Consider the following 26,314-nt stretch of genomic DNA (forward strand, 5'->3'; position numbering starts at 1 on the left):
GCAATTTCCGCTATAATCCGCGCCCCCCTTTTTCGGCAGGCCATGCGCGCGCTGTTTCCATGAAATTAATCGTAAAAGTCTTCCCCGAGATCACCATCAAGAGTCGACCTGTCCGGACGAAATTTATCCGCCAGTTGGCCAAAAACATCCGCGCCGTGCTCCGCGATCTGGACCCGGCCGTGGTGGTGAACGGCGTGTGGGACAATCTCGAGCTGGAAACCCGCGTTACCGACCCGAAAGCCTTGAAAGAGATGGGTGAGCGTCTGACCTGCATGCCGGGCATCGCGCACTTTCTGCAGATCGACGAGTACCCGCTGGGCGACTTCGACGACATCACCGAAAAGTGCAGGCAGCACTACGGCGATGCGCTGGCCGGCAAGATCTTTTCGGTGCGTTGCAAACGCGCCGGCAAGCACCCGTTCAGCTCGATCGATATCGAAAAATATGTCGGCAGCAAGCTGCGACGTGAGTGCGGCGCCGCCGGGATCGACCTGAAAAAGCCTGAAGTCGAAGTCCGGATCGAAGTTCGCGACCAACGGTTGTTCGTGATCCACAGCCAGCACAACGGCATCGGCGGATATCCGCTGGGCGCCCTGGAGCAGACTCTGGTGCTGATGTCCGGTGGCTTCGACTCCACCGTGGCGGCCTACCAGATCATGCGCCGCGGGCTGATGGCGCATTTCTGCTTCTTCAATCTGGGCGGACGTGCCCACGAGCTGGGCGTCATGGAAGTCGCGCATTTCATCTGGAAGAAGTACGGCAGCTCCCAACGCGTGCTATTTGTCAGTGTGCCGTTCGAAGAAGTGCTGGGCGAAATCCTCGGCAAAGTCGATAACAGTCATATGGGCGTAGTATTGAAGCGTATGATGTTGCGCGCTTCGTCCCAAATTGCCGATCGACTGCACATCGACGCACTGGTCACCGGTGAGGCGATCTCCCAGGTGTCGAGCCAGACGCTGCCGAACCTGTCAGTGATCGACTGTGTGACCGACAAGCTTGTCCTGCGCCCACTGATCGTCGCGCACAAGCAGGACATCATCGACACGGCCAACGAAATCGGCACCGCCGATTTTGCCCGGCACATGCCGGAATACTGCGGCGTCATCTCGGTCAATCCGAAGACCGCGGCCAAGCGCCATCGCGTCGAGCATGAAGAGAAAGAATTCGATATGGCGGTACTCGAGCGTGCGCTCGAAAACGCCAAGCTGGTGCCGATCGATCGCGTGATCGATGAACTGGGCCAGGATTTGCAGATTGAAGAAGTCAGCGAAGCGCTGGCCGGTCAGATCGTCATCGACATCCGCCACCCGGATGCCGCTGAAGACGACCCGCTGGAACTCGCTGGCATCGAGGTACAAACGATGCCGTTTTATGCAGTGAACGCTCGTTTCAAGGAACTGGACCCTACTCGCCAGTACCTGCTGTATTGCGACAAAGGCGTGATGAGTCGCCTGCATGCCCACCATTTGCTCAGTGAGGGGCATGCCAATGTGCGCGTTTATCGACCGAGCTAAGTGCCCGGGGCTGTTTGCCTGTGGCCTGCGTCACCGGCCCCCCGATGCCACCGTCAAGCTGTAACGGCTTTCACGGACGCTACTGTTAATCGCTGCCAAGACTTGTCAGCACACCGAATCCTCTGATCGAGATACACAAGTGATCGAAAATCTACGCAACATCGCCATCATTGCCCACGTTGACCATGGTAAGACCACCCTGGTAGACAAACTCCTGCGTCAATCCGGCACCCTGGAGCGCAACGAGCTCAACGACGAGCGCGTGATGGACTCCAACGACCAGGAAAAAGAGCGCGGTATTACCATTCTGGCGAAAAACACCGCCATCAACTGGAACGGCTACCACATCAACATCGTGGACACCCCGGGCCACGCCGACTTCGGCGGCGAAGTTGAACGCGTAATGTCGATGGTTGACTCCGTTCTGCTGCTGGTTGACGCTCAAGACGGCCCTATGCCGCAAACCCGTTTCGTGACCAAGAAGGCTTTCGAAGCCGGCCTGCGTCCGATCGTGTGCATCAACAAGGTTGACCGTCCAGGCGCGCGTCCGGACTGGGTTCTGGACCAGATCTTCGACCTGTTCGACAACCTGGGTGCCACCGAAGAACAGCTGGACTTCAAAGTCGTCTACGCCTCGGCCCTGAACGGTATTGCCGGTCTGGACCACAACGAAATGGCTGAAGACATGACCCCGCTGTACCAGTCGATCGTCGACAACGTACCGGCGCCGGCTGTTGACCGTGAAGGTCCGTTCCAGATGCAGATCTCCGCACTGGATTACAACAGCTTCCTGGGTGTTATCGGTGTTGGCCGTATCGCTCGTGGTCGCGTCAAGCCGAACACCCCGGTTGTCGCTATCGGCGCCGACGGCAAGAAGCGTAACGGTCGTATCCTGAAGCTGATGGGTCACCACGGTCTGCACCGTGTAGACGTTGAAGAAGCTGCCGCAGGCGACATCGTGTGCATCAGCGGTATGGACTCGCTGTTCATCTCCGACACCCTGTGCCACCCGGACACTGTTGAAGCGATGAAGCCGTTGACCGTCGACGAGCCAACCGTTTCCATGACCTTCCAGGTAAACGACTCGCCATTCTGCGGTAAAGAAGGCAAGTTCGTGACTTCCCGTAACATCAAGGAACGTCTGGACAAAGAGCTGCTGTACAACGTTGCACTGCGCGTTGAAGAAGGCGACTCGGCTGACAAGTTCAAGGTTTCCGGCCGTGGCGAACTGCACCTCTCGGTACTGATCGAAACCATGCGTCGCGAAGGCTTCGAAATGGCTGTAGGCCGTCCGGAAGTGATCATCCGTCTGGTTGACGGCGTGAAGCACGAACCATTCGAAAACGTCACCATCGACACCCCTGAAGAATCCCAGGGCAAGGTGATGGAAGAGATGGGCCTGCGTAAGGGCGACCTGACCAACATGGTGCCGGATGGCAAGGGCCGTGTACGTCTGGAATACAACATCCCTGCTCGCGGTCTGATCGGTTTCCGTAACCAGTTCCTGACCCTGACCAACGGTGCTGGCATCCTGACCTCGATCTTCGACCGTTACGACGTGATGAAGTCCGGCGACATGTCCGGCCGTCAGAACGGCGTTCTGGTTTCGGTTGAAACCGGCAAGGCACTGACCTACTCCCTGGAAACCCTGCAGGCGCGTGGCAAGCTGTTCGTAGAACACGGTCAGGAAATCTACAACGGTCAGATCGTGGGTCTGAACAGCCGTGACAACGACCTGGGCGTCAACCCTACCAAGGGCAAGAAGCTCGACAACATGCGTGCTTCGGGTAAAGACGAAACCATCGCCCTGGTTCCACCTGTTCGCTTCACCCTGGAACAGGCTCTGGAATTCATTCAGGACGACGAGCTGTGTGAAGTGACTCCTAAGTCCATCCGTCTTCGCAAGAAGATCCTGGACGAAAGCGAGCGTACCCGCGCTGCCAAGAAAGCCAAGGCATAAGATTTAGCCCGGCTTAACGAAAACGCCCCCGGTCGAAAGGCCGGGGGCGTTTTTGTTTGTCTGGGGTTTGTGCAGTGTTTGTTCGGGCCCCATCGCTAGCAGGCTAGCTCCCACACTTGACCTGTGATCGACACAAATCCCCTGTGGGAGCTAGCCTGCTAGCGATGGCGGCCAATCAGCCACAGAAGATTTCAGGATGGATCAGAACCGCTCAATCGCCCGCGAACTCCGCTCGCGCTCCACTTCCTTGGGCTTGTATGCGCAATACCCCGGCCGCGGGCCGATTTTCGGGTGATTGCGGCAGGTATCCGGGCGCTTTTCATAAATAGTGCACAGACGGCTCTTACGATCCAGGTAGTAGCAATCGTTGTTGCTCATGCGCTGGAGGGTGAAGATTCCTGACTTCTGGTTGAAGCGTTCAACCAAGCCTTCTTTTTGCAAGCGCTTGGCGATGTTCTTCGGCGGATCACCCAGCTCGAATTCATCGACCACGCCGATGCGGACCAGATCCTTGATCTTGACCTCGACGGGCAGGGTGCAGCAGCTGGACATGCATGAGCCGCACATCGGGGCAGAGTACTTGGCCCAGGTATCGAGGCGGTCGATCTCTGCGGCAGCGATCAGGTTCGGCTTCATCATCGGTTGTTACCAGCGTGTGCATCAGGGCGCGCGATCATACCGGGACTGGTGGATTTTTGAACAACCTTTCGCCAGTTTTTTTCACAGACAGCGCAAACAACCGGAAAATAGGCACGAGCCCTGCATTGATTCAGGCACAAGACAACGCAATGTCGATCCAGCTTGCATTCAAAGGAAAAACTGCCGAACCAGAGCCTCTACCGCCTGTCAGACCGACTAGGCTCAGACAACTCCAAGCTCGCTCGAGGTCCTATCGATGACTCAAGAACCACTTGTTCGCGAAGCAGAGGTGGCCGCATTCCGCGACGCCGTCTTGACCAAACTCACTTATGCAGTGGGTAAAGACCCGGATCACGCCTTCGACCATGACTGGTTCGAAGCCATTGCCCTGGCCGCGCGGGATCACATGGTCGAGCACTGGATGGACCACACGCGGCAGATCTACCGCAAAGGTCAGAAGCGCGTCTATTACCTCTCCCTTGAATTCCTCATCGGCCGGCTGCTCTACGACAGCCTGAGCAACCTCGGCCTGCTCGACGTGGCCCGCGAAGCCCTGACCGAACTCGGCGTCGACCTTGAGCGCATCCGCCTGCTGGAACCCGATGCGGCCCTGGGCAACGGCGGCCTCGGACGTCTGGCGGCGTGTTTCATGGAAAGCATGTCGACCCTCGGCATCGCCGGTCATGGCTACGGTATTCGTTACGAACACGGCTTGTTCCGCCAGGCCATCGTCGACGGCTGGCAACAGGAGCAGACCGAACACTGGCTGGATTTCGGCAACCCCTGGGAGTTCGAACGCCCGGAGGTGGTTTACCCGATCGGTTTCGGCGGCAGTGTCGAGACAGTGACCGATGAAAACGGCAAGTCCAGGCAAGTCTGGCACCCGGTGGAAACCGTACGAGCCATTGCGTATGACACGCCGGTGGTCGGTTGGCGCGGGGCAAGCGTCAACACGCTGCGTTTGTGGCGCGCCCGGGCCATGGAAGAGCTGCATCTGGAGCGTTTCAACGCCGGTGACCACCTGGGCGCCGTGGCCGAAGTGGCCCGGGCCGAAAGTATCTCTCGGGTGCTCTACCCGGCGGACAGCACCGAGGCCGGCCAGGAATTGCGCCTGCGCCAGGAGTATTTCTTCGTCGCCGCCTCATTGCAGGATCTGCTGCGTCGCCATCGCAACATGCACACCTCGGTACTGACCCTGGGCGACCACGCGGCGATTCAGCTCAACGACACCCACCCTTCGATTGCCGTGGCTGAACTGATGCGGCAACTGGTCGACGTGTACGACGTGGCATGGGACGCGGCGTGGCAGGTCACCGTCGATACGTTGTCTTACACCAACCATACGTTGCTGCCGGAAGCGCTGGAAACCTGGCCGGTGGGCCTGATGGAGCGCATGCTGCCACGGCACATGCAGATCATTTACCTGATCAACGCCCAGCACATCGACTCCCTGCGGGCCAAAGGCATTCACGACTTCGACGTGCTGCGCGCGGTGTCGCTGATCGAGGAAGACAACGGACGCCGGGTGCGCATGGGCAACCTGGCGTTTCTCGGTTCCCACAGCATCAACGGTGTGTCGGGGCTGCACACGCAACTGATGCGTCAAACGGTGTTCTCCGAATTGCACAAGCTCTACCCGGAGCGGATCAACAACAAAACCAACGGCATCACCTTCCGCCGCTGGCTGTATCAGGCCAACCCCGAGCTGACCTCGATGCTGGTCGATGCCCTCGGGCCCGAAGTGCTGGATAACCCGGAACAGCGTTTGCTCGCCCTCGAGCCGTTCGCCGAGAAAAGTGCATTCCGCAAGGCGTTTGCCGAGCAACGCCTGCACAGCAAGAAAGCCCTGGCGTACCTGATTCATGAGCGGCTGGGCGTGGCGGTCAACCCGGCGGCGATGTTCGATGTGCAGGTCAAGCGGATCCACGAATACAAACGCCAGTTGCTGAACCTGATGCACACCGTGGCGTTGTACCAGGCGATTCGCGCGGAACCTGAAATCGATTGGGTGCCACGGGTGAAAATCTTCGCCGGCAAGGCGGCCGCGAGTTATCACCAGGCCAAACTGATCATTAAGCTGACCAACGACATCGCCCGGGTGGTGAATAACGACCCGACCGTGCGCGGCTTGCTCAAAGTGGTGTTCCTGCCCAATTACAACGTCAGCCTGGCGGAGAGCATCATTCCGGCGGCGGATTTGTCCGAGCAGATCTCCACCGCCGGGTTCGAAGCGTCAGGCACCAGCAACATGAAATTCGGCCTGAACGGCGCGCTGACCATCGGCACCCTGGACGGGGCCAACGTGGAAATGTGCGACCTCATCGGTGCCGAGCACATGTTCATCTTCGGCCTCAGCGCGCAGCAGGTGGAAGCGCGCAAGCAGAACCATGAGTTCAGCGCGGTGCCGGATATTGCCGCGTCCCATCGTCTGAACGATGTGCTGCAAGCGATTCGTGGCGGGGTGTTCTCACCGGATGATCCGTCCCGTTACACCGGGTTGATCGATTCGCTGGTGGACTACGACCGCTTCCTGGTCTGTGCCGACTTCGACTCCTACTGGCACGCCCAGATGCGCGTCGAAGCCCATTGGCACGACTCGAAGGAGTGGTGGCGCTCGGCGGTGTTGAGTACGGCGCGGATGGGATGGTTCTCGTCGGACCGGACCATTCGCGAGTACGCAACGGAAATCTGGAAGGCACTGGAGTAGTTTTCAGCCAGAACTGCGAGCAAGGCCCGGTTGTTGCCGGGCCGGATCGATATACTAGGCGCCGGATTGCCGAGCGGCAGGGTTTGTGGTGTTTTCACACTAGACTGATCAGACACTGTACCGCTTGGACTTGCCCCACGATGGGGCCGCTTAGGGATATCGACCATGCAATGGATGTTCATGCTGATAGGGCTGGTGCTCGGCTGGATACTCGACGAGTCATTCAGTGATGCACTGTTGGGCGCATTACTCGGATTGGGTATCGGCCAGGCCCTTCGCCTGACTCGCATGGACTCGCAGGCCGTCGAGCAGCAGCGCTTGCTGGAACAGGCGCAGGTAGCGCTGCACGCGGTCGAGCAACGGCTGGCGCTGCTCGAAGCATCGGGCGTCAAGGCGCCGGAAACCCGCGAACCACTGGTCTCACCTGAAACCATCCTCGATGAAGCACCAGCAGCGGCCCCGGATTTGCTCTGGGAGCTGCCGCCCGAACTCGAACCGATAGCCGTCGCGGCCACCGAAACCAACCGTTCGCAGCCTGCCGATGCCTGGAAGGCCGAGACGATCGCTCGCCAGGCACAACCACCTGCCCCCCCGCGTGGTCCGAACCTCATCGACCGCGCCATCAGTCGCGCCCGGGCCTGGTTGTTCGGCGGCAATACCGTGTTGCGGGTCGGCGTGGTGCTGCTGTTCCTCGGTCTGGCCTTCCTGCTGCGCTATGCCACCGAAGGCGTGGTGGTGCCGGTTGAATTGCGTTATGCAGGCGTTGCGGCGGCAGCCTTGGGGTTGCTCGGGCTGGGGTGGTGGTTGCGAGCGCGCAACAGCAGTTATGCGTTGATCCTGCAAGGCGCCGGGATCGCCGTGTTGTATCTGACAGTGTTTGCCGCGATGCGCCTGCATCCACTGCTCGATCCCTCGGCGGGGTTCGGCCTGCTGGTGGCGGTGACTGTCTGTTCGGCGATTCTCGCCATCACCCAGGACTCCCTGGGGCTGGCCGCCGCAGCCGCACTGGGCGGGTTCGCCGCGCCGCTACTGGCCTCCACCGGCGCCGGCAACCACGTCGCGCTGTTCAGCTACTTCGCCCTGCTCAACGCCGGCATCTTCGTCATTGCCTGGTTCAAGGCCTGGCGGCTGTTGAATGTCATCGGGTTCACCGGCACCTTCGGCATCGGTTTCGCCTGGGGCCTGCGCTCCTACTCGCCGGAACTACTGTGGAGTACCGAGCCGTTTCTGATTTTGTTTTTCCTGATGTACCTGGCCATTGGTCTGCTGTTCGCCCGACGCAAGCTGCTGGAAATGAGCGATGCACCGGCAGAGGGCAGTCGCGAATCGCTGTTGCAGTGGTCGGCGCGCAAGGGCAACTACGTCGACGGCACTCTGTTGTTCGGCCCGCCGCTGGCGGGTTTCGGTTTGCAGTTCGCACTGGTACAGCATCTGGAGTTCGCGGCGGCGTTCAGTGCCTTGGCGCTGGGCATTATTTATATGGGGCTTGCCCGTTGGCTGATGGCCGGGCGCACGCTGTTGCTGGGGGAAACCTGTCTGGCGTTGGGCGTGATCTTCACCAGCCTGGCGATTCCGCTGGGGCTCGATGCACGCTGGACGACAGCGGCGTGGGCGGTGGAGGGCGCGGGGATCTTCTGGCTCGGCCTGCGCCAGCAAAGGCCCTTGGGTCGGGCGTTTGCCTTGCTCCTGCAACTGGGTTCGGCGCTGGCGTTTCTCAGCGAGCTGCACGACAGCGAGGGCAGCCTGCTCGGCGGCGAGCCGCTAGGCGCGTTGTTACTGGGCATCGCGTTGCTGTTCAGCTTCCACCAGTTGCGTAAAGCCTTGCCGGAACAGATCAGGCCTTGGGAACTGAAAGGCCTGCCAGTCCTGGCATGCCTCGGGCTGGCGTTTCTCTATTTGCTGGCGCCGTTGTTTTTCTTCAGCCACGGCACGGTGATCAGTTGGGCCCTGGCCGGGGCGCTGACGTTGTTGGTTGGCGTGCGCCTGCCATCGCGCACCTTCGTGTTCACCGCGCTCGCTGTGCAACTGTTGGGTGGCGCGCTGTTCCTGGCGACGGGGCCGCTGTTCAGTGAAGGGCTGAATCCCTTGGCTCATGCCGGATTCTGGGCGCCGCTGGTGTTGGGGCTGGCGGCGATGGCCGGGGCCTGGCGTTTGCAGATTGGTCATTCGCTTGGAACATTCGAAGGGCTGAGCCTGTTGCGATTGTCCCAGGCGTTGCTGGTGTGGGGCGCAGGTTGGTGGGCGTTGGCCTGGATCATCGAAGTGCTGCATTTTGCGCCGTTGCCGGTGCGGGCGACTTTGTTGTTGAGCATCGCTGCCGTGAGTGTGGCGCTGTGGACGGTGTTGGCGCTGCGCCTGAAATGGCCGTCACTGGGTGTGCTCTGCACGGCGTTGATTCCCGCGGCAGCACTGGTGCTGCTCGCGGCCTGGCACTCGCGTTATCACCCGGCGGCCAACGTCGGCTGGCTGGCGTGGGCCGCGGTGCTCGTCGTGCATTTCATGTCCCTGAGGCGCCTGGCACTCATGCTGGCGGCGCGCGTGACGAGCGTGGCCCATGTGCTCGGCTGTTGGTTGTTGATGGGGGTGCTGGCTCTGGAGCTGCGTTACGGCTTGCTGGTGTTGTCCGAGCAATACAACGCCTGGCGCTGGTTGGGTTGGGCGATTCTGCCCAGTCTGTATCTGGTGCTGATGGCGGCACCTCGCGCGTGGCCTTGGCCAGTGTCGGCGTATCCACGCGAATACCGCGTATACGCCGCCGCGCCGCTGGCGTTGTTGATGCTCGGCTGGTTCTGGCTGGCGAATGTCGCCAGTGACGGCAACGCCGAGCCACTGCCCTACGTGCCATTGATCAACCCGCTGGAGCTGGGTTTGCTGTTCGCGTTGTTCGGCGTCTATGCCTGGTCCCGCAGCGCCATGACACAACTGGCAGTCCGCGAGGATTACGCCGCCATCGCCACGCAAGGGGTCGCGGGTGCCTCGCTGTTCGTGTTCTTTACGGCATTGGTGATGCGTACGGCGCACCATTGGAGCGGGGTGCCGTTCGAGCTGGACCTGTTGCTGGCGTCGATGCAGGTGCAAGCCGGGTTGTCCATCGTCTGGACCTTGATGGCCCTGAGCCTGATGATCGGCGGCCATTTGCGTCGTCGCCGGGAAGTCTGGTTGATCGGCGCCGCCTTGATCGGCGTGGTCGTGACCAAACTGTTTTTTGTTGAATTGAGTAACCGCGGCGGGCTGGCGCGGATCGTGTCGTTTATCGGTGTCGGCGTGTTGCTGCTGGTGGTGGGTTATTTCGCCCCACTGCCGCCCAAGCGTGCCGAAGCTGTGCCGGATATCGAGAAACCGGTCCCGGAATCCGAAGGAGTGTCGTCTTGAGTCAGAAGCTGAACCTGGGTTGGTTGGGCGCGGTTGCCATGGGCGTGGTGTTGTCGGCGGTTGCCCAGGAAAAACCGGCGGACTTCACTACCCAAGTGCCCCTGTCGGTGACGGGCGAAGGCCCCTGGTATCGCATTGAACTGCCCCTGAGCGTACAACTGAATGCACGGCAGGCCGACCTGAGCGACGTGCGTGTGTTCAACGCGGTGGGCGATGTTCAGGCTTACGCCTTGGCTCGGGAATCGGCGCGCAGCAATGAAACGCGGACTTTGAACGAGGTGAAATGGTTTGCGCTGTACAGCTCGGTGGACGCCACTGAAACCGCGCCGAGCGTGCGGGTGCAATCGAGTACCAACGGCACATTGGTCGAGGTGCAGCCCTCCAGTCAGTTGGAGGCGGGTGAGGAGGAGTTGCGCGGCTGGTTGCTCGACGCTTCGGCGATCAAGGCGCCGTTGCAGCAGTTGATTCTCGACTGGACCAGCGAGCGCGACGGCTTCCAGCGTTTCACCGTCGAAGCCAGCGATGATTTGCAGCATTGGCAGTCCTGGGGTGAAGGGCAGGTGGCGCGCCTGACCTTTTCCGACGAGCGGGTCGAGCAGCATGAAGTCAACCTGCCGGGCCAGCCGGCGCGCTACCTGCGGTTGCTGTGGATCACCCCGCATTCGGCGCCGACACTGACGTCGGCGCAACTGCAGAGCGCCAATATCCGCAGCCTGCCGCTGCCGTTGGTCTGGTCCCAGGCATTGGCCGGCAGCAGCGTGAAGGCGGGTGAATACACCTGGCAGTTGCCGATGGGGCTGAATGTCGAGCGGGTGCAGGTCGAGTTGAGCCAGCCCAACAGCCTGGCGCCAGTGAGCCTGGCCGGGCGGCGTGACAGCAGCCTGCCATGGCAGTCGTTGGGCAACGGTTTGCTCTATCGCCTGACCCAGAACGGTCAGGACGTGGTCCAAAACGAATTGCAGCTGTCAGGGCAAATCGTGCAGCAATTGAAACTGACCGTGGACGAACGCGGCGGCGGCCTGGGTGATCAGGCACCGACGTTGAAGTTTGCCGTGCGTGCCACGCAACTGGTGTTCCTGGCGCGCGGGCCTGGGCCTTACACGCTGGCCGTGGGGAGTTCGACGGCGAAGGCGGCGAACTTGTCGCTGTCGACGCTGATTCCGGATTACAGCCCGACGAAGCTCGCGACCCTGGGCCGGGCCATGGTGGATGTCGGGGCGGTGGTCTCGAATGCATCGACAGAGAAAACGCCGGCGACGACGGACACTCAGTGGAAGAGGTTCGGCTTGTGGGCGGTGTTGTTGCTCAGTGTCTTGTTCCTGGCGGCGATGGCGTTCAGTTTGTTGCGCAAGCCCTCTGTCAAATCCTGACAGTGGGTGCTGCGCCCCCAATCGCGAGCAGGCTCCCACAGTTGGAATGCGTACCCCTGTGGGAGCGAGCCTGCTCGCGAAAGCGTTAGTTCATTCAACAAAAATACCGTATTTGCCTCTTTCCCCGAGCTCACACCCAGCCCTTTTCCAACTACGCTCATCCCCGCGCATGAACTCTCTTCGGCCGATCACGTCTGATAGGAGGAAATGCGCCCCGACTCGCGTTAAACTGCGCGGGTTTTTAGCCCCCCATTCCTCCGGAGCCTTCCATGTCCCGCGTTACCTTGAGTCGCTATTTGATTGAGCAGACCCGCAGCAACAACACTCCTGCCGATCTGCGCTTCCTGATCGAAGTGGTGGCGCGTGCCTGCAAGGAGATCAACCACGCCGTGTCCAAAGGCGCCCTCGGTGGCGTTCTGGGCAGCATGGGCACTGAAAACGTCCAGGGCGAAGTGCAGAAGAAGCTCGACGTGATCTCCAACGAGATTCTGCTCGAAGCCAACGAATGGGGCGGTCACCTGGCCGGCATGGCGTCCGAAGAAATGGACAATGCCTACCAGATCCCGGGCAAATACCCGAAAGGCGCGTACCTGCTGGTATTCGACCCGCTGGACGGTTCGTCGAACATCGACATCAACGCCCCGGTCGGTACCATCTTCTCGGTACTGCGTTGCCCGAACGAATACCTGAGCCAGAACGAGCCCTTGAATGAAAAGGCCTTCCTGCAGCCAGGTACCCAGCAAGTGGCCGCCGGTTACGCGATCTACGGTCCGCAGACCATGCTGATCCTGACCCTGGGCGACGGCGTGAAAGGCTTCACCCTGGACCGTGAAATGGGCAGCTTCGTGTTGACCCACGAAAACATCACCATTCCTGAAGCCACCCAGGAATTTGCCATCAACGCGTCCAACCAGCGTCACTGGGAAGCACCGGTACAGCGCTACGTCGGCGAATTGCTGGCAGGCGATGAAGGCCCGCTGAAAAAGAACTACAACATGCGTTGGGTTGCCGCGATGGTCGCGGACGTGCATCGCATCCTGACCCGTGGTGGCCTGTTCATGTACCCACGCGACAGCCGCGAGCCGTCGAAGCCGGGCAAACTGCGCCTGATGTACGAAGCCAACCCGATGTCGTTCCTGGTGGAACAGGCGGGCGGCGCGTCCACCAACGGCCACCAGCGCATCCTCGACATCCAGCCGGAAGGCCTGCACCAGCGTGTTGCGGTGTTCCTCGGCTCGAAAGAAGAAGTTGCCCGTGTCACGGCTTACCACAAGGAATAAACCATGACCGCGCCCTGGCAGCCGTTGCTTGATTGGTGGTTCGGAAGTTCCGGATCAGCGAGGGAAGTGGCGGCGCAGAAGGGCAGGTTATGGTTTGGCAAGCGCGACAGCCAGGACCTCGAAGCGCGTGAGCGTTTCGGGGACTTGGCCGAGCAGGCACTGGCCGGCGGATTGACCGAGTGGATGCAATGTCCCGAAGGTTGGCTGGCCCTGGTGCTGTTGCTCGATCAAATCCCGCGAATGATTTTTCGCGATACTCCCAAAGCCTTTGCGGGCGATCTGCGGGCGCAAAAGCTGGTGGCCCAAGGCATTGCCGCGGATTTCGATCGGCAGTTACAGCCGATTCAGCGGGTGTTCATCTACCTGGTGTTCGAGCACAGCGAAAACCTCGCGGTGCAGAACGAAGGCGTCTCGCGTTATATCGGGTTGGTGGCGCAGCAGCCTGAAGGTGATCAAGCGCTGTTTGCTGATTACCTGGATTACGCCGAGCGGCATCAGAGGGTGATTGCGCAGTTTGGGCGCTTTCCGCATCGCAATGCGGTGTTGGGAAGGGAATCGACGGCTGAGGAACTCGAGTTTCTGTCGAAGCCGGGCTCTCGGTTTTAGTTTTGCGGTGTTGCTGATGCTGCTATCGCCAGCAGGCTGGTTCCCACATTGATCTATGTTGCACTGGAGATCTACTGTGGGAGCTAGCCTGCTGGCGATTGTGCCGGTAGCAGCGCCTCAGATCCTGAAGCTACCCACCAACTGCTTCAACCGCGCCGCCTGTTGCTCTAGATCGGCACACGCACGCAAGGTCGACTGCAGGTTCTCCACGCCTTCCTGGTTCAGCGTGTTGATCTCGGTGATGTCGACGTTGATGGACTCGACCACGGCCGTCTGTTCTTCAGTGGCGGTGGCGACCGACTGGTTCATGCCATCGATCTCTCCGATGCGCTGGGTCACGCTGCCCAGGCGTTCCCCCGCCTGATTGGCGATGCCGACGCTGCTTTCGCTCTGGCGCTGGCTGTCGGTCATGATGCCCACCGCTGCCCGGGCGCCGACTTGCAGCTCTTCGATCATCGTCTGCACTTGCTGCGCCGAGTCCTGGGTGCGGTGAGCGAGGTTGCGCACTTCGTCGGCAACCACCGCGAAACCACGACCGGCCTCACCGGCGCGCGCCGCTTCAATGGCGGCGTTAAGCGCCAACAGGTTGGTCTGCTGGGAGATGCTGGTAATCACTTCCAGGATCTGCCCGATGTTGACCGTGTTGTTGTTGAGGTTTTCGATGTTGCCGCACGAATCGCTGATCTTGGCCGACAGTTGCTGCATCGCCGCGATGGTTTTATCCACCACCTGTTGGCCGTCTTCGGCCAGGCTGCGGGCATCGCTGGAATGTTGCGAGGCGAGGGCGGCGTTCTGGGCGATTTCCTGGGCGGCGGCACCGAGCTGGTTGATCGCCGCGGCCACGCTGCTGGTGCGCGAGGCTTGCTGGTCTGAGTTGAACATCGACGAGTTCGAGGCGGCGACTACCCGCAGTGCCACCTCGTTGACCTGGCCGGTGGCCGAGGAGACTTCGATGATCGAGGTGTGAATGCGCTCGACGAAGCGGTTGAACGACAGCCCCAGCGCGCCGAATTCGTCGTGGCCGTGAATGGTCAGGCGTTTGGTCAAGTCACCTTCGCCTTCGGCGATGTCGTGCATGGCGCGGCCCATGGTCAGCAGCGGCTGCATCAGCAGCCTGATCAGCATGCCCAGCAGCACAATGATGATCACCACGGCAATCACCATGGCGATGATCGCCGAGGTGCGGAATTCACTGAGCATCGAGAACGCCGTTTCCTGGTCGAGCACCAGCGCCACGTACCAGTCCGCCGATGGCACGCCGTTGACGTGGGTGAAGGAGATGAGCTGGCGCTTGCCGTCGATCTCGACTTCTTTCATGCCCGGGCTGACTTTCGGCGCACCGTTGGGGTAGGCCTCGGTCAGGTTCTTGAGTACCAGCTTGCTGTCCGGGTGAATCAGGATCTTGCCGTCGGCACCGACGATGAACGCATGGCCGTGACCGCCGAAGTTCAGCGAATTGATGATCGCGCTGACGCTGGACAGATCGATGTCGGCACCGGCGACGCCGATCATCTGGCCCTGATGCTGCACGGGAGTGGCGACGGTGATCACCAGCTTGCCGGAGGAGGCGGCAATGTACGGCTCGGTGACGATGGTCTGTTGTGCGCTATTGGCCGCCTTGTACCAGCCACGGGCGCGCGGGTCGTAGTCCGCCGCGCGGTTGCCCGCCGGGACCGAGAACATCACGCCGTCGGCGCCACCGAAGTAACTCAGCTGGAAGTTGCCGGTGTAGGCGGGCAGGTCGATGATCCGTTTCAGGCCAGCGGTAGCATTGCCGTCGGCGTTGATCTGTTGGGCCATCGACTGCAGCAATTGCATGCGGCTTTCCAGCCAGGTCTGGATGTTGCTGGTGGTCAGGCTGCCGAGTTCCTGCATCGAGGCTTCGGTACTGGTGCGCAAGGTTTCGCGTTGGCGATAGTCGTTGAACAGGATGAAACAAGCGAATGCGACGGCCACTACGAGGGCGGCAGCCAGCAATATCTTGTGGCTGAACTTCATGTTTCTGGTCATGGATGAGCTACCGCAGAGGGGCTGTTCTACAAAATGGGAGGGCAAATGCCACCGACGTGGCTTTGCGTTGCATTTATGTCGACTGAACAGCGCCAAAGATTAGGCGCAATCTCTGAAAAACGACGAAATGCCCGGTAAACAGGCAAAGTGGCTGATTTTCGGCAAAAGGTAGACGAGTGGCCCGATAAATAGCCTGCCGGGCAGGGAACCTGACAGGGGTTTTCTCTTCTAAGCTTCAGCTTGGCAGCCATGCCAATCCCCTACGCCCCCGGAGTTTCACCATGTCGTTGCGTTCCATCGCCCTGCTTTCGTTCTGCGTATTGCTCGCTGCCTGCAGCAAGGTCAATCAGGAAAACTACTCGAAGCTCTCCGCCGGCATGGCCAAGGCCGATGTGGAGACCCTGTTGGGCAAACCCGCCGATTGTTCAGGCGCGCTCGGCATGTCCAGCTGCACCTGGGGCGACAAGAACAGCTTTATCAGCGTGCAGTTCGCCGGTGACAAAGTGCTGATGTTTTCCGGCCAAGGCCTGAAGTAAACCGGGGCGATCGCCCACGGGAGAAAAATAATGAAGCGGTTATTGATCATCCTTTTTGCCGGCCTGGTGTTGGCTGGCTGTGCCACATCTGGCCAGGACCCATTGGCCCCCAAGACGGTCAATAGCGTCAACCTCAAGCGCTACCAGGGCACCTGGTACGAGCTGGCTCGTATGCCGATGTACTTCCAGCGCGACTGCGCGCAATCCGAAGCTCATTACACGCTCAAGCCTGACGGCAATGTCGCGGTGTTGAACCGCTGCCTGACGGCGCAGTGGCAATGGGAAGAGGTCAAGGGCACGGCTTATCCACAGGTGCCCGGCAAGGGTGACAAACTGTGGATCGAGTTCGATACCTGGTTCTCCAGGCTGATCCCGGGTACGGCGAAGGGTGAATACTGGGTGCTGTATGTCAGCGATGACTACAAGACCGCCATTGTCGGTGATCCGAGCCGGAAGTATTTATGGCTGTTGTCGCGCACACCAACCGTGAACGGTGTCGTGCGTGAGGAACTGCTGAGCAAGGCACGTCAGCAGGGTTATGACACCACGCGGCTGATCTGGCGGGCGTCGGAACAGCAGATGGCCGAGACGTCCAACTAACAACGCATGACCCTGTAGGAGCGAGCCTGCTCGCGATGGAGTGTCAGACACAGCGATGTCGACTGATACACCATCGCGAGCAGGCTCGCTCCTACAGGGTTTTTGCGTTAGTTCAGAAGATCGCGCAGGACCTGAGTGAAGGCGCGGCTGCTTTCTTCCTCGTCAGCATGCCGCCCGTCACGCACCACCCACTGGCCATTGACCAACACATCCCGCACCTGACGATCGCCACCGGCAAACAACCAGCGGTTGAGAATCCCGTCGCCGCTGGCCGTTGCCAGGTACGGGTCGTTGCCATCGAGCACCAACCAGTCAGCGCGCTTGCCGACTGCCAGGGTGCCAATCGGCTGGCCCAATGCCTGGGCGCCGCCATCCAGCGCGGCATCAAACAGTGTGCGGCCGACCATCGGCTGATCCGCGCCATACAAACGATTACGCCGCTGGTCACGCAGACGCTGGCCGTATTCCAGCCAACGCAATTCTTCCACCACGCTCAACGACACATGGCTGTCGGAACCGATACCCATGCGACCGCCCTGGGCGAGGAAATCCACCGCCGGGAAAATCCCGTCGCCCAGGTTGGCTTCGGTGGTCAGGCACAGGCCGGCAATGGCGCGACTCTTGGCCATCGACGTGACTTCTTCCGGGTTGGCGTGAGTGGCGTGGACCAGGCACCAGCGCTGATCGACGTCGATGTTTTCGTACAGCCATTGCAGCGGACGACGACCGCTCCAGGTGAGGCAGTCGTCGACTTCCTTCTGCTGCTCGGCAATGTGGATATGCACAGGGCATTGCTTGTCGCTGGCCGCCAGCACTTCGCTGATCTGTTGCGGCGTGACCGCGCGCAGCGAGTGAAAACACAGGCCCAGGGCTTGCGCCGGTTGCTGCGCCAGCACCAGTTGCAGGCGCGATTGCAGCTTGAGGTAGTTTTCGGTGCTGTTGATAAAACGACGCTGACCGTCGTTCGGCGCTTGGCCGCCGAAACCGGAGTGACTGTAGAGCACCGGCAGCAGGGTCAGGCCGATACCGGCGGAACCTGCGGCCTGGCTGATACGCAGGGCCAGTTCGGCCGGGTCCGCGTAAGGCTGGCCATTGGTGTCATGGTGTACGTAATGAAATTCCGCCACCGATGTGTAACCGGCCTTGAGCATTTCGATGTACAGCTGACGAGCGATGACGCCGAGTTGTTCCGGGCTGATTTTTCCGACGAGGCGATACATCAGGTCGCGCCAGGTCCAGAAACTGTCGTTCGGATTGCCCGCCACTTCCGCCAGCCCGGCCATGGCCCGCTGGAAGGCGTGGGAGTGCAGGTTCGGCATGCCAGGCAGCAGCGGACCGCTTAACCGTTCGGCGTCATCTGCGTTGGAATCGGCCTGGATATGGGTCAATACGCCGTCGGCGTTGACCTCAAGACGTACATTGTTGGCCCATCCACTAGGCAGCAGCGCGCGTTCGGCAAAGAAGGCGGACATGGTTCAGCACCCCATCGTGTGTTATTTGTATATACATATACAGACGTTTGCCTGCCCGGTAAACTCCGGCAAGCTAGCAACCCTATCCAAACGACCAAGGATTAACCGTGCCGACTCCGCCTCCAGTCTCTCCGTTGGCCGCGAACATGGGCGACAGTCCGGCGCCCCTGTACGCCCGCGTCAAACAAATGATCACCCAGCAAATCGACAGTGGAAACTGGCCGCCGCACTACCGCGTTCCGTCGGAAAGCGAGCTGGTCAGCCAGTTGGGCTTCAGCCGCATGACCATCAACCGCGCCCTGCGCGAGATGACCGCCGATGGCCTGTTGGTGCGCATGCAAGGCGTCGGTACGTTCGTCGCCGAGCCGAAAAGCCAGTCAGCCCTGTTTGAAGTGCACAACATCGCCGACGAAATCGCCTCTCGCGGTCATCGCCATACCTGCAAGGTCATCACCCTTGAAGAAGAGGCCGCCGGCTCCGAGCGCGCCCTGGCCCTGGACATGCGCGAAGGGCAGAAGGTGTTCCATTCGCTGATCGTGCATTTCGAAAACGATATTCCGGTGCAAATCGAAGACCGTTTCGTCAACGCGCTGGTGGCACCGGACTACCTCAAACAGGACTTCACCCTGCAAACGCCATACGCCTATCTGAACCAGGTCGCGCCGCTGACCGAAGGCGAGCACGTGGTCGAGGCGATCCTGGCCGAGGCGTCCGAATGCAAATTGCTGCAGATTGAAAAAGGCGAACCGTGCCTGCTGATCCGTCGCCGCACCTGGTCCGGTCGTCAGCCGGTGACCGCCGCCCGCTTGATCCACCCCGGTTCCCGTCATCGTCTGGAAGGTCGGTTCCATAAATGAGCAGTCTGAAAGTTCTACGCGCCAAAGATTACCCGCGCATGCCGTGGAAAAACGGTGGCGGCAGCACCGAAGAGATCACCCGTGACGCCGGCACCGGCCTGGATGGCTTTGGCTGGCGCCTGTCGATTGCCGACATAGGCGAGTCGGGCGGGTTTTCCACCTTCGCCGGTTACGAGCGGGTGATCACCGTGTTGCAGGGCGACGGCATGTCGCTGTCGGTTGACGGCCAGGTTACGCGGCCACTGTTACCGCTGGACCCGTTTGCCTTCAGCGGTGAAAGCAAGGTTTCCTGCACATTGCTCGGCGGTCCGATTCGCGATTTCAACCTGATTTACGCGCCGCAGCGTTACGCTGCGCGGTTGCAGTGGTTGAGCGGCGAGCAGCGGTTCTTCAGCTCGGCGGATACGGTGCTGGTATTCAGTATTAGTGAAGCGCTGGAAGTGAAGGTCGGTGACAACGCTTCGCAACTGGGTCGGCATGATTGCCTGCAACTGGACGGTAACACCGGGCTGCTGGAAGTCTCCAGCAATGGCGCCTGCTGCGTGATCGAACTGACAACGCGCTGATCTCCTGTAGGAGCGAGCCGCGATGGTCGTGAACGATAACGCGTAAAACCAGATGCCCTGCGGCGCCCATGTGTTTTTCGCGAGCAAGCTCGCTCCTACAGGGTTGGGTTTGCTCGCGATGTCGTTTCCCTTCCAAATTACGTTTCCCACAGCGCACCACGTTGTTACCGAACGCCCCAGCGTGGCGCAAAACCACGCTCAAGTAACAAAATCTCCTCGCCACAAAAATCCCGCTCAAAAAATTTCATCTTCGCCAGAACCCTTGTTTCAGGCGCTCTCCAGCCATTTCCGAATTTTTCTTGAATGCTCATCCAACAAGTTGGCCGCTTGATTGCATATGCTTGTATGTACAAGTAAAGACGTATGCGTATGAGTCACGAAGACTCAACCATCGTCCACTGATTCGCCGGTGTGCACTGATGCCCATTGGCTTGCTCGCCCACTGCCTGGGTTGGTTTGGATTGATTGCTGAGGAGTCTTTTTCGTGACTGACATTAAACGTACCAAGTTTCGTGACGTTGAAATCCGTGCCGCACGCGGTAACAAGCTGACCGCCAAGAGCTGGCTGACCGAAGCGCCGCTGCGCATGCTGATGAACAACCTCGACCCGGAAGTCGCCGAGAACCCTAAAGAACTGGTGGTTTACGGTGGTATCGGTCGCGCTGCACGTAACTGGGAATGCTACGACAAGATCGTCGAAAGCCTTACCAACCTGAACGACGACGAGACCTTGCTGGTGCAATCCGGCAAGCCGGTCGGCGTGTTCAAGACCCACAGCAATGCCCCGCGCGTACTGATCGCCAACTCCAACCTGGTTCCACACTGGGCGAGCTGGGAGCACTTCAACGAACTGGACGCCAAAGGCCTGGCCATGTACGGCCAGATGACCGCCGGCAGCTGGATCTACATCGGCAGCCAGGGCATCGTCCAAGGCACCTACGAAACCTTCGTCGAAGCCGGTCGCCAACACTACAACGATGACCTCAAGGGCAAGTGGGTACTGACCGCTGGCCTGGGCGGCATGGGTGGCGCCCAGCCTCTGGCTGCAACCCTGGCCGGCGCTTGCTCGCTGAACATCGAATGCCAGCAGATCAGCATCGATTTCCGTCTGAAAAGCCGCTACGTCGATGAGCAGGCTACCGACCTCGACGACGCTCTGGCCCGCATCGCCAAGTACACCAAAGAAGGCAAGGCGATTTCCATCGCACTGCTGGGCAACGCCGCTGAAATCCTGCCGGAACTGGTCAAGCGTGGCGTACGCCCGGACATGGTTACCGACCAGACCAGCGCCCACGACCCGCTCAACGGCTACCTGCCGGCCGGCTGGACCTGGGACGAATACCGCGCTCGCGCCAAGACCGAGCCAGCCGCTGTGGTAAAGGCCGCCAAGCAATCGATGGCCGTGCACGTCAAAGCGATGCTCGAGTTCCAGAAAATGGGCGTACCGACCTTCGACTACGGCAACAACATCCGTCAGATGGCGCAGGAAGAAGGCGTGGAAAACGCATTCGACTTCCCGGGTTTCGTACCGGCCTACATCCGTCCGCTGTTCTGCCGTGGCATCGGCCCGTTCCGTTGGGCTGCACTGTCGGGCAACGCTGAAGACATCTACAAGACCGACGCCAAGGTCAAGGAACTGATCCCGGACGACGCCCACCTGCACAACTGGTTGGACATGGCCCGCGAACGCATCAGTTTCCAGGGTCTGCCGGCACGAATCTGCTGGGTTGGCCTGGGCCTGCGCGCCAAGCTGGGCCTGGCGTTCAACGAAATGGTACGCAGCGGCGAGTTGTCCGCGCCCATCGTGATCGGCCGCGACCACCTGGACTCCGGTTCGGTATCGAGCCCGAACCGCGAAACCGAATCGATGCAAGACGGTTCCGACGCCGTTTCCGACTGGCCACTGCTCAACGCCTTGCTCAACACCGCGAGCGGCGCGACCTGGGTTTCCCTGCACCACGGCGGCGGCGTCGGCATGGGCTTCTCCCAGCACTCGGGCATGGTGATTGTCTGCGACGGTACTGACGAAGCGGCCGAGCGTATCGCTCGCGTGCTGCACAACGACCCGGCCACTGGCGTTATGCGTCACGCCGATGCCGGTTACCAGATCGCCATCGACTGCGCCAAGGAACAAGGGCTGAACCTGCCGATGATTACCGGCAAGTAACACCTGATCTGTGGGAGCTGCTTTTATGTGAGAGCGAGTTCGCTCGCTCTCACTGGCCACGCAGCGGCATTACGCAATACCAGACCGTTTGATCCTGCCGTTTCGAGCAGGACGCTGTCACCGAACAAAAGCTGAATGTCGGTCGCGCTGCGGCGCAGGCCTGATTGGACGTGGACAGGGCTGGATGCCTCTTGACTGCCGTAAGCCAATTCATGATTAGGAGCGTCACAACAATGAAATCGAACAAGACCCTGCTGACCACATTGCTTTCCATGGGCCTGCTGGCCAGCGCTGGCGCCACTCAGGCGGCGGGTTGGTGCGAGTCGGGCAAACCGGTGAAGTTCGCCGGTTTGAACTGGGAAAGCGCCATGCTGCTGACCGACGTGATGCAAGTTGTGTTGGAGAAAGGCTACGACTGCAAGACTGACAGCCTGCCGGGCAACTCCATCACCATGGAAAACGCCTTGGGCAGCAACGATATTCAAGTGTTTGCCGAAGAATGGGTCGGCCGCAGCGAAGTCTGGAACAAGGCCGAGAAGGCCGGCAAGGTCGTCGGTGTCGGCGCGCCGGTGGTTGGCGCGATCGAAGGCTGGTACGTGCCGCGCTACGTGATCGAAGGCGACGCCAAGCGCAAGCTGGAAGCCAAGGCCCCGGACCTGAAAAACATTGCTGACCTGGGCAAATACTCGGCAGTGTTCAAGGACGCCGAAGAGCCGTCCAAGGGCCGTTTCTACAACTGCCCGGCCGGTTGGACCTGTGAGCTGGACAACAGCGAAATGCTGAAAAGCTACGGCCTGGAAAGCACCTACACCAACTTCCGCCCAGGCACCGGCCCGGCACTGGATGCCGCCGTGCTGTCGAGCTACAAGCGTGGCGAGCCGATCCTGTTCTACTACTGGTCGCCAACCCCGCTGATGGGCCAGATCGACGTGGTCAAACTCGAAGAGAAACCAGGCGTGAACAAGACCGTGACCATCAAGGTCGGCCTGTCCAAGACCTTCCACGACGAAGCACCGGAACTGGTGGCCGTGCTGGAAAAGGTCAACGTGCCAATCGACCTGCTGAACCAGAACCTTGGGCGCATGACCAAAGAGCGGATCGAGTCGCCAAAACTGGCCAAGATCTTCCTGAAGGAACATCCTGAAGTCTGGCACGCATGGGTGAGCGAAGACGCAGCCAAGAAAATCGACGCGGCCTTGTAGGTTGGGCTTTTCCGGCTGTCGGCAACGGCAGTCGGACGCTTGATCGCAACCCCTTGATTGAGAGTCTCTTATGTTTCCCGAAAGCTTTACCTTTTCCATCGCCGACTGGGTCAACGGTTGGGTCGATTCGCTGGTCACCAACTACGGCGACGTTTTTCGCAGCATCTCCGACACCCTGTTGTGGGCCATCGTCAATCTCGAAAGCCTGCTGCGCGCGGCACCCTGGTGGCTGATGCTGGCGATCGTGGCCGGTGTGGCCTGGCACGCGACCCGCAAGGTCGTGACCACTGGCGTCATCGTCGGTCTGCTGTTCCTGGTGGGTGCGGTCGGCCTCTGGGACAAGCTGATGCAGACCCTGGCGCTGATGATGGTGGCGACGATCATTTCGGTGTTGATCGGCATTCCGCTGGGCATTCTCTCGGCGCGCAGCAATCGCCTGCGTTCGATATTGATGCCGTTGCTGGACATCATGCAGACCATGCCGAGCTTCGTGTACCTGATCCCGGTGCTGATGCTGTTTGGCCTGGGCAAGGTCCCGGCGATTTTCGCCACGGTGATCTACGCCGCGCCGCCACTGATCCGCCTGACCGATCTGGGTATTCGCCAGGTTGACGGCGAAGTGATGGAAGCAATCAACGCCTTCGGTGCCAACCGCTGGCAGCAACTGTTCGGCGTGCAACTGCCTCTGGCCCTGCCGAGCATCATGGCCGGGATCAACCAGACCACCATGATGGCCCTGTCGATGGTGGTGATTGCCTCGATGATCGGTGCCCGTGGCCTGGGTGAAGACGTGCTGGTGGGGATTCAGACCCTCAACGTCGGACGTGGCCTTGAAGCCGGTCTGGCGATCGTGATTCTGGCCGTGGTGATCGACCGCATTACACAAGCGTACGGTCGCGCACGGCATGAGGTGAGCAAATGAACAACGCAACCGTGAGCAAGATCGAAGTCAAGAACGTCTTCAAGATTTTCGGCAACCGTTCCAAGGATGCGCTGGCCATGATCGGCCAGGGCAAGACCAAGGATCAGGTGCTGGCCGAGACCGGCTGCGTGGTCGGCGTGAACGACCTGTCCCTTAGCATCGGCAGCGGCGAGATCTTCGTGATCATGGGCCTGTCGGGTTCCGGCAAGTCGACCCTGGTCCGCCACTTCAACCGCCTGATCGACCCGACCAGCGGCGCGATCCTGGTGGACGGCGTGGACATCCTGCAATACGACATGGAAGCCCTGCGCGAATTTCGTCGGCGCAAGATCAGCATGGTGTTCCAGAGCTTCGGCCTGTTGCCGCACAAGAGCGTGCTGGACAACGTCGCCTACGGCCTGAAAATCCGTGGCGAAACCAAAGCCATGTGCGCCGAGCGTGCGCTGCACTGGATCAACACCGTGGGCCTCAAGGGCTACGAAAACAAATACCCGCACCAGCTCTCCGGCGGCATGCGTCAACGTGTGGGCCTGGCCCGCGCCCTGGCGGCGGACACCGACATCATCCTGATGGACGAGGCCTTCAGCGCCCTCGACCCGCTGATCCGCGCCGAAATGCAGGACCAGTTGCTGGAACTGCAAAAGACCCTGCACAAGACCATCGTTTTCATCACCCACGACCTCGACGAAGCCGTGCGCATCGGCAACCGCATTGCGATCCTCAAGGATGGCCGCCTGATCCAGGTCGGCACGCCGAAAGAGATCCTGCATTCGCCGGCGGATGAATATGTCGACCGCTTTGTGCAGCGTCGGGCGGCGGTGGTTTGAGAGATTTGCAGTGAGTGAGCTGGCCCCTTCGCGAGCAGGCTCGCTCCCACAGGGAAATGCATTCCAATGTGGGAGCGAGCCTGCTCGCGAAGGCGGCGGTGAAGCTGCATCAATATTTGGATGAGGTTGAAGATGTCCCAGGCTGAAAAAATCGTTATCACCGAAGCGCAGGTCACTTGGCAGGACGTGGTCGCCGTGGCCCGCGATGGCGCACAGCTTGAGCTGTCGGCACCGATCTGGGCGCGCATCGAAAACGCGCAGGCCATCGTCCAGCGCATCGTCACCAGCGGCGAACGTGCCTACGGCATCAACACCGGCCTGGGTGCGCTGTGCAACGTCTCGCTGCAGGACGAACAACTCAGCCAGTTGTCGCGCAACACCTTGCTCAGCCACGCCTGTGGCGTTGGCGCGCCACTGACCAACGAGCAGACCCGCTCGATCATGTGCGCCGCCGTCGTCAACTACAGCCATGGCAAATCCGGCCTGCACCGTCAGGTCGTTGAAGCCCTGCTGGCGCTGCTCAACCGTGGCATCACCCCGCAAGTGCCGTCCCAGGGTTCCGTGGGCTACCTGACCCACATGGCCCACATCGGCATCGCGCTGCTGGGTGTCGGCAATGTCAGCTATCGCGGTCAGGTTGTTTCCGCGCAGCAAGCGTTGGCCGAAGAAGGCCTGCAACCGGTCAGGCTCGGGGCCAAGGACGGTTTGTGCCTGGTCAACGGTACGCCGTGCATGACCGGCCTGAGCTGCCTGGCGATTGCCGATGCCGCGCGCCTGCTGGAGTGGGCCGACGTGATCGGTGCCATGAGCTTCGAAGCCCAGCGCGGGCAGATCGACGCGTTCGATGCCGAGATCATCGCGCTCAAGCCGCACCCTGGCATGCAGCAGGTCGGGATCAACCTGCGGGCCTTGCTCGACGGCAGCGAAGTGATCGCCAAGAGCAAAGGCATTCGTACGCAAGACGCCCTGAGCATCCGCTCGATTCCGCAGGTGCACGGCGCCGCTCGCGACCAATTGGTACACGCGACCCAACAGATCGAAACCGAACTCAACGGCGCCACCGACAACCCGTTGGTGCTGGGCACTGCGGACAATTACCGCGTGGTATCCCAGGCCAACCCCCACGGCCAGTCCGTGGCAATGGCGGCGGACCTGCTGGCGATTGCCATGGCGGAAATCGGCTCCATCGCCGAGCGTCGCCTGGACCGCTTGATCAATCCGCACGTCAGCGGCCTGCCGGCCTTCCTGGTGGCCAACCCGGGTGTCAACTCCGGGATGATGATCGTGCAATACGTGGCCGCTTCGCTGTGCGCGGAGAATCGTCAACTGGCGCAACCGGCGGTGCTGGATAACTACGTGACGTCGGGTTTGCAGGAAGACCACCTGAGCCTGGGCACCAACGCCGCGCTGAAGCTGCACCGCGCGCTGGAAAACTGCACGCAGATCCTCGCCATCGAGTACCTGTTGGCGGCCCAGGCGTTCGAGTTCCTCAAAGAACAACGCTTCGGCGCGGGCACCGATACTGCCTGGCGTCTGTTGCGCGAGCATGTTGCCCCCTACGACCAGGATCGCTGGTTGGCACCGGACATTGCCGCCGCTGCTGCGGTATTGAAAGACCCGATTTTGCTGCACAACGCTTTTCCAGAACTGAACTGACTTCCACAACACCAGCGTGCCAAGGCGCGTCTCCCCAAAAGGCAGACGCGA

The 26,314-nt window shown here is 60.6% G+C and carries 19 protein-coding genes and 1 pseudogene; 16 read left to right on the forward strand and 4 right to left on the reverse strand.

The genetic code is table 11. From position 1 onward, the window contains the following. Positions 1 to 59: 59 nt before the first annotated feature. Both thiI and typA read left to right on the forward strand, forming a co-directional pair. Complete coding sequence (thiI, locus tag ACM6J5_RS03810; protein ID WP_095942313.1) at positions 60 to 1,514, forward strand: tRNA uracil 4-sulfurtransferase ThiI; 1,455 nt, start codon at positions 60 to 62, stop codon at positions 1,512 to 1,514. Between the two features lie 139 nt (positions 1,515 to 1,653). Further along, the gene (typA, locus tag ACM6J5_RS03815; protein WP_095942314.1) at positions 1,654 to 3,474 is read left to right on the forward strand and encodes a translational GTPase TypA; all 1,821 of its coding nucleotides are present in this window, start codon (positions 1,654 to 1,656) and stop codon (positions 3,472 to 3,474) included. 201 nt (positions 3,475 to 3,675) lie between these two features. Here typA and ACM6J5_RS03820 read toward each other — a convergent pair whose 3' ends face one another. After that, on the reverse strand, positions 3,676 to 4,113 hold the full coding sequence (locus tag ACM6J5_RS03820) for a YkgJ family cysteine cluster protein (protein ID WP_095942315.1): 438 nt from the start codon (positions 4,111 to 4,113) through the stop codon (positions 3,676 to 3,678). A gap of 256 nt (positions 4,114 to 4,369) precedes the next feature. Here ACM6J5_RS03820 and ACM6J5_RS03825 point away from each other — a divergent pair, with 256 nt between their 5' ends. The 5 genes from ACM6J5_RS03825 (at position 4,370) to ACM6J5_RS03845 (ending at position 13,448) form a co-directional block, all read left to right on the forward strand. Continuing rightward, positions 4,370 to 6,820, forward strand: a complete 2,451-nt coding sequence (locus ACM6J5_RS03825) for a glycogen/starch/alpha-glucan phosphorylase (protein ID WP_095942316.1) — start codon at positions 4,370 to 4,372, stop codon at positions 6,818 to 6,820. A gap of 165 nt (positions 6,821 to 6,985) precedes the next feature. Beyond that, the gene (locus ACM6J5_RS03830; protein WP_414927858.1) at positions 6,986 to 10,192 is read left to right on the forward strand and encodes a DUF2339 domain-containing protein; all 3,207 of its coding nucleotides are present in this window, start codon (positions 6,986 to 6,988) and stop codon (positions 10,190 to 10,192) included. Beyond that, positions 10,189 to 11,562, forward strand: coding sequence for a DUF3999 domain-containing protein (locus ACM6J5_RS03835; RefSeq protein WP_095942318.1), 1,374 nt, complete (start codon positions 10,189 to 10,191; stop codon positions 11,560 to 11,562). Before ACM6J5_RS03830 ends, ACM6J5_RS03835 begins: the two co-directional genes overlap by 4 nt. Before the next feature lie 269 nt (positions 11,563 to 11,831). After that, on the forward strand, positions 11,832 to 12,842 hold the full coding sequence (locus ACM6J5_RS03840; RefSeq protein WP_095942319.1) for a class 1 fructose-bisphosphatase: 1,011 nt from the start codon (positions 11,832 to 11,834) through the stop codon (positions 12,840 to 12,842). A gap of 3 nt (positions 12,843 to 12,845) precedes the next feature. Continuing rightward, positions 12,846 to 13,448, forward strand: a complete 603-nt coding sequence (locus tag ACM6J5_RS03845; RefSeq protein ID WP_095942320.1) for a DUF924 family protein — start codon at positions 12,846 to 12,848, stop codon at positions 13,446 to 13,448. A 117-nt stretch (positions 13,449 to 13,565) separates the two neighbouring features. Here the strand turns inward: ACM6J5_RS03845 and ACM6J5_RS03850 are convergent, their stop codons facing one another. After that, on the reverse strand, positions 13,566 to 14,330 hold the full coding sequence (locus tag ACM6J5_RS03850; protein ID WP_371918215.1) for a methyl-accepting chemotaxis protein: 765 nt from the start codon (positions 14,328 to 14,330) through the stop codon (positions 13,566 to 13,568). A gap of 93 nt (positions 14,331 to 14,423) precedes the next feature. Further along, a pseudogene (locus ACM6J5_RS03855) lies at positions 14,424 to 15,458 on the reverse strand (cache and HAMP domain-containing protein); the annotation flags it as partial. A 281-nt stretch (positions 15,459 to 15,739) separates the two neighbouring features. Here ACM6J5_RS03855 and ACM6J5_RS03860 point away from each other — a divergent pair. Continuing rightward, a complete protein-coding gene (locus ACM6J5_RS03860; RefSeq protein WP_007975531.1) occupies positions 15,740 to 15,994 on the forward strand; it encodes a hypothetical protein in 255 nt (84 codons plus the stop codon). Positions 15,995 to 16,024: 30 nt separating this feature from the next. Further along, on the forward strand, positions 16,025 to 16,594 hold the full coding sequence (locus ACM6J5_RS03865) for a lipocalin family protein (protein ID WP_414927859.1): 570 nt from the start codon (positions 16,025 to 16,027) through the stop codon (positions 16,592 to 16,594). Between the two features lie 107 nt (positions 16,595 to 16,701). Here ACM6J5_RS03865 and ACM6J5_RS03870 read toward each other — a convergent pair whose 3' ends face one another. Continuing rightward, positions 16,702 to 18,066 (reverse strand): formimidoylglutamate deiminase, encoded by a 1,365-nt coding sequence (locus ACM6J5_RS03870; protein ID WP_414927860.1) that lies wholly within the window; start codon positions 18,064 to 18,066, stop codon positions 16,702 to 16,704. Between the two features lie 146 nt (positions 18,067 to 18,212). Between ACM6J5_RS03870 and hutC the strand changes: the two genes are divergently transcribed. The 7 genes from hutC (at position 18,213) to hutH (ending at position 26,263) form a co-directional block, all read left to right on the forward strand. Next, positions 18,213 to 18,923, forward strand: coding sequence for a histidine utilization repressor (hutC, locus tag ACM6J5_RS03875; protein ID WP_172435301.1), 711 nt, complete (start codon positions 18,213 to 18,215; stop codon positions 18,921 to 18,923). Beyond that, positions 18,920 to 19,489, forward strand: a complete 570-nt coding sequence (locus tag ACM6J5_RS03880) for a HutD family protein (protein ID WP_095942324.1) — start codon at positions 18,920 to 18,922, stop codon at positions 19,487 to 19,489. The genes hutC and ACM6J5_RS03880 overlap by 4 nt, the downstream gene beginning before the upstream one ends. 484 nt (positions 19,490 to 19,973) lie before the next feature. Further along, positions 19,974 to 21,656, forward strand: a complete 1,683-nt coding sequence (gene hutU, locus ACM6J5_RS03885) for a urocanate hydratase (protein WP_095942325.1) — start codon at positions 19,974 to 19,976, stop codon at positions 21,654 to 21,656. Positions 21,657 to 21,889: 233 nt separating this feature from the next. Then, entirely contained in the window at positions 21,890 to 22,858 is a 969-nt protein-coding gene (locus ACM6J5_RS03890; protein WP_150672323.1) for an ABC transporter substrate-binding protein, read from the forward strand. Positions 22,859 to 22,928: 70 nt separating this feature from the next. After that, the gene (locus ACM6J5_RS03895) at positions 22,929 to 23,780 is read left to right on the forward strand and encodes an ABC transporter permease (RefSeq protein WP_095942327.1); all 852 of its coding nucleotides are present in this window, start codon (positions 22,929 to 22,931) and stop codon (positions 23,778 to 23,780) included. Further along, positions 23,777 to 24,607, forward strand: a complete 831-nt coding sequence (locus ACM6J5_RS03900) for a quaternary amine ABC transporter ATP-binding protein (protein ID WP_095942328.1) — start codon at positions 23,777 to 23,779, stop codon at positions 24,605 to 24,607. The genes ACM6J5_RS03895 and ACM6J5_RS03900 overlap by 4 nt, the downstream gene beginning before the upstream one ends. 132 nt (positions 24,608 to 24,739) lie before the next feature. Then, positions 24,740 to 26,263: a histidine ammonia-lyase gene (hutH, locus tag ACM6J5_RS03905; protein ID WP_414927861.1), complete on the forward strand. Its 1,524-nt coding sequence runs from the start codon at positions 24,740 to 24,742 to the stop codon at positions 26,261 to 26,263. Positions 26,264 to 26,314 lie beyond the last annotated feature (51 nt).

Origin of the sequence: Pseudomonas sp. IT-P74, assembly GCF_949768175.1 — a bacterium.
Taxonomy (GTDB): Bacteria; Pseudomonadota; Gammaproteobacteria; order Pseudomonadales; family Pseudomonadaceae; genus Aquipseudomonas.